This is a genomic window from Burkholderia sp. LMG 13014, assembly GCF_905232215.1.
GTDB lineage: Bacteria > Pseudomonadota > Gammaproteobacteria > Burkholderiales > Burkholderiaceae > Burkholderia.
Map to the genome: position 1 here is coordinate 1 of NZ_CAJNKE010000614.1, position 3414 is coordinate 3414.

The following is a 3414-nucleotide window of genomic DNA, read 5'->3' on the forward strand; positions in this document are numbered from 1 at the left end:
CTGCTGCCGACGATCTACATGGTGCTGATGTCGCTGCGCACCGGCGACGACATCATCGCGCGCCCGCTCGGGCTGCCCGACCACGTGTTCTTCGGCAACTACACGGCCGTGTTCACGCAGATGAACTACTGGCGCAGCGTCGCGAACACGATCGGCATCACGCTCGCGGTCACGTTCCTCGTCGCGATGCTGTCATCGCTCGCGGCGTATCCGCTGGCACGCGTGAAGGGCCGGCTGTCGAACGCGGTCTACATCGTGCTGACGCTCGGCCTGACGATCCCGATGTTCGTCAGCCTGACGCCGCTGTACGTGCTGTTCCGCGACCTGCACCTGCTCAACACGTACCTCGGCGTCGTGCTCGCGTACACCGTGCAGAGCCTGCCGCTCGGCGTGTTCTTCTACACGAGCTTCCTGAAGCGGATTCCGCTCGAACTCGAGGAAGCCGCGGTGATGGACGGCTGCAGCCCGCTGCAGGTGTACTGGTACATCGTGCTGCCGCTGCTGCGGCCGATCACCGGCACGCTCGCGATGTTCGTCACGCTGTCGGTGTGGAACGATCTCGTCTATCCGCTGCTGTTCCTGACCGACTCGTCGAAGTTCACGATCACGGTCGCGGTGTTCCGCTTCGTCGGCACCAACGACATCGATCCGACCAAGCTGTTCCCGGCAGCCGTGATGGGCACGCTGCCGCTGCTCGTGCTGTTCTTCATTCTCCAGCGCAGGATCGTCGCGGGCATCACGGCCGGCGCGGTCAAGGGGTGACACCATGAATCCATTCGAATCGCTCGACGGCCGCGTGATCGTCGTCACCGGCGGCGGCGACGGCATCGGCCTCGGCATCGTCGAAGTGCTCGCGCAATGCGGCGCGCAGGTCGTCGTCGCGGAGAAGAACGCCGCGCGCGCCGACGTGGTGCGCGAACGGCTCGGCGGGCGCGACGCGCTGTTCGTCGAGACCGACGTTGCGGAGCCGGCGAGCGTCGCCGCGCTGTTCGAGCGCGTGGACGCGCATCACGGCCGGCTCGACGGGCTCGTGAACAACGCGGGCATCACGCTGCACGGCCCGTTCGACGCATTCTCGCTCGACGACTGCGACCGCCTGTACCGCACCAACCTGCGCTCGATGTTCCAGTGCACGCAGCTCGCGGCGCCGCGCATCGCCCGCGCGGGCGGCGGCGCGATCGTCAACATCGCGTCGAATCATGCGGGTGCGAGCGTGCCGGGCTTCGAGATGTACGCGGCGACCAAGGGCGGCATCGTCGCGATGTCGCGTGCGATGGCGACGAGCCTCGCGCCGCAGCGCATCCGCGTGAACACGCTGAGCCCCGGCTTCACGCTGAACGCGCCGATCGGCGCGGCCCTCGAGCGCGATCCCGCGCTGCTCGACGCGTATCGCGCGCTGCATCCCGCACAGCGCATCAACGAACCGGCCGATATCGGCCGGATCGCCGCGTTCCTGCTGTCGGACGCGGCGGCCGGCATCGCCGGCGCGGATCTCGTCGCCGACAACGGCATGTCGGCGCTGCTGTTCAACCGGACCCGTTCATCCACATGAAGATCACCGAAATCGAAACATTCGCGGTCGCGCCGCGCTGGCAGTTCGTGAAGGTCAGCACCGACGAAGGCCTCGCCGGCTGGGGCGAGCCGATCGTCGAAGGGCGCGCGGCCACCACGGCCGCCGCCGTGCACGAACTCGCCGACTACCTGATCGGCCGCGACCCGCGCCACATCGAGGATTTGTTCCAGGTCATGTATCGCGGCGGCTTCTATCGCGGCGGCCCGATCCTGACGAGCGCGATCTCGGGCATCGAGCAGGCGCTGTGGGACATCAAGGCGCGCTCGCTCGGCGTGCCCGTCTACGACCTGCTCGGCGGCCCGGTGCGCGACAAGGCGCGCGTCTATGCGCACGTGAAAGGCGACACGCCCGAGGAAATGGCCGCGAACGCACGGCAGCTCGTCGAGGCCGGCTATACCGCGCTGAAGATGGGCGTGGTCAACGCGACCGACTGGATCGAGTCGCCGGCGGCGATCGACCGCGCGGTGGCGCGCTTCGGCACGGTGCGCGATGCGATCGGCAAGGAGGTCGGGCTCGGCATCGACTTCCACGGCCGCGTGCGCCGACCGGTTGCGAAGGCGCTTGCGAAGGCGCTCGCGCCGTTCGACCCGATGTTCTACGAGGAACTGCTGCTGCCCGAGCACAACGATGCGCTGCGCGAAGTCGCGCGCGACTGTGCGGTGCCGCTCGCGACCGGCGAACGGCTGTTCACGCGCTGGCAGTTCAAGGAGCTGTTGCAGGAAGGCGTCGTCGACATCGTGCAGCCCGACGTGAGCCATACGGGCGGGATCTGGGAGCTGCGCAAGATCGCCGCGATGGCCGAGGCGTACGACGTCGCGGTTGCGCCGCATTGCCCGCTTGGGCCCCTGACGCTTGCGGCGTCGTTGCAGATCGATTTCTGCACGCCGAACGCGTTCATCCAGGAGCAGTCGACCAATGTGGCGTATCACGACGACAACGCGATGTACGCGTACACGCGCGGCATCCCGTTCGCGTTCGACGCGGGCTACGTCGCGCGCCCGGATGCGCCGGGGCTTGGCGTCGAGATCGACGAAGAGAAGGTGAGGGAAGCCGCCGCGACCGGGCACCGCTGGCGCAACCCGGTGTGGCGTCGCGAGGACGGCTCGGTCGCCGAATGGTGAGCGGCAGCAACGGACGAGGAGAAACGCAATCATGGCAAGTGTGTCGCTCAAGCAGATCCGCAAGCGCTACGACGACGGCGCGGACGTGATCAAGGACGTCAGCCTCGACATCGAGGATGGCGAATTCATGGTGTTCGTCGGCCCGTCGGGCTGCGGCAAATCGACGATGTTGCGGATGCTGGCGGGGCTCGAGGAGATCACGTCGGGCGACCTGCTGATCGACGGCCGCCGCGTCAACGACGTGCCGGCCGCGAAGCGCGGGCTCGCGATGGTGTTCCAGAACTACGCGCTGTATCCGCACATGACGGTGTTCGAGAACATGGCGTTCGGGCTGAAGCTCGCGGGCGTCGACGCGGCCGAGACGCGCACGCGCGTCGGGCAGGCGGCCGAGGCGCTGCGGTTGTCGGCGCTGCTCGACCGCAAGCCGAAGGCGCTGTCGGGCGGCCAGCGGCAGCGTGTCGCGATCGGCCGCGCGATCGTGCGCAAGCCGGGCGTGTTCCTGTTCGACGAACCGCTGTCGAACCTCGACGCGGCGCTGCGTGGCGGGATGCGGCTCGAACTCGCGCGGCTGCATCGCGAACTCGGCAGCACGATGATCTACGTGACGCACGACCAGGTCGAGGCGATGACGCTCGGCGACCGGATCGCGGTGTTCAACGGCGGGCGCATCGAGCAGGTCGGCTCGCCGCTGGCGCTGTACGAGCAGCCGGCGAACCATTT

At 68.1% G+C, this 3414-nt stretch carries 4 protein-coding genes; all 4 read left to right on the forward strand.

Annotated features, from left to right (window positions below):
* On the forward strand, window positions 1-762 hold a 762-nt coding region (locus tag JYJ84_RS31890), incomplete at its 5' end, for a carbohydrate ABC transporter permease (RefSeq protein ID WP_205189946.1).
* A 4-nt stretch (window positions 763-766) separates the two neighbouring features.
* Entirely contained in the window at window positions 767-1552 is a 786-nt protein-coding gene (locus JYJ84_RS31895) for an SDR family NAD(P)-dependent oxidoreductase (protein WP_122950503.1), read from the forward strand.
* On the forward strand, window positions 1549-2694 hold the full coding sequence (gene dgoD / locus JYJ84_RS31900; RefSeq protein WP_175220679.1) for a galactonate dehydratase: 1146 nt from the start codon (window positions 1549-1551) through the stop codon (window positions 2692-2694). The genes JYJ84_RS31895 and dgoD overlap by 4 nt, the downstream gene beginning before the upstream one ends.
* A gap of 31 nt (window positions 2695-2725) precedes the next feature.
* Window positions 2726-3414, forward strand: a 689-nt coding sequence (locus JYJ84_RS31905; protein ID WP_205189947.1) for an ABC transporter ATP-binding protein, incomplete at its 3' end; no start/stop codon positions are given.

Bases quoted from the DNA above. Each gene is read 5' to 3' on its own strand.
- JYJ84_RS31895 (WP_122950503.1), top strand. From the start codon at position 767: ATGAATCCATTCGAATCGCTCGACGGCCGCGTGATCGTCGTCACCGGC.
- dgoD (WP_175220679.1), top strand. From the start codon at position 1,549: ATGAAGATCACCGAAATCGAAACATTCGCGGTCGCGCCGCGCTGGCAG.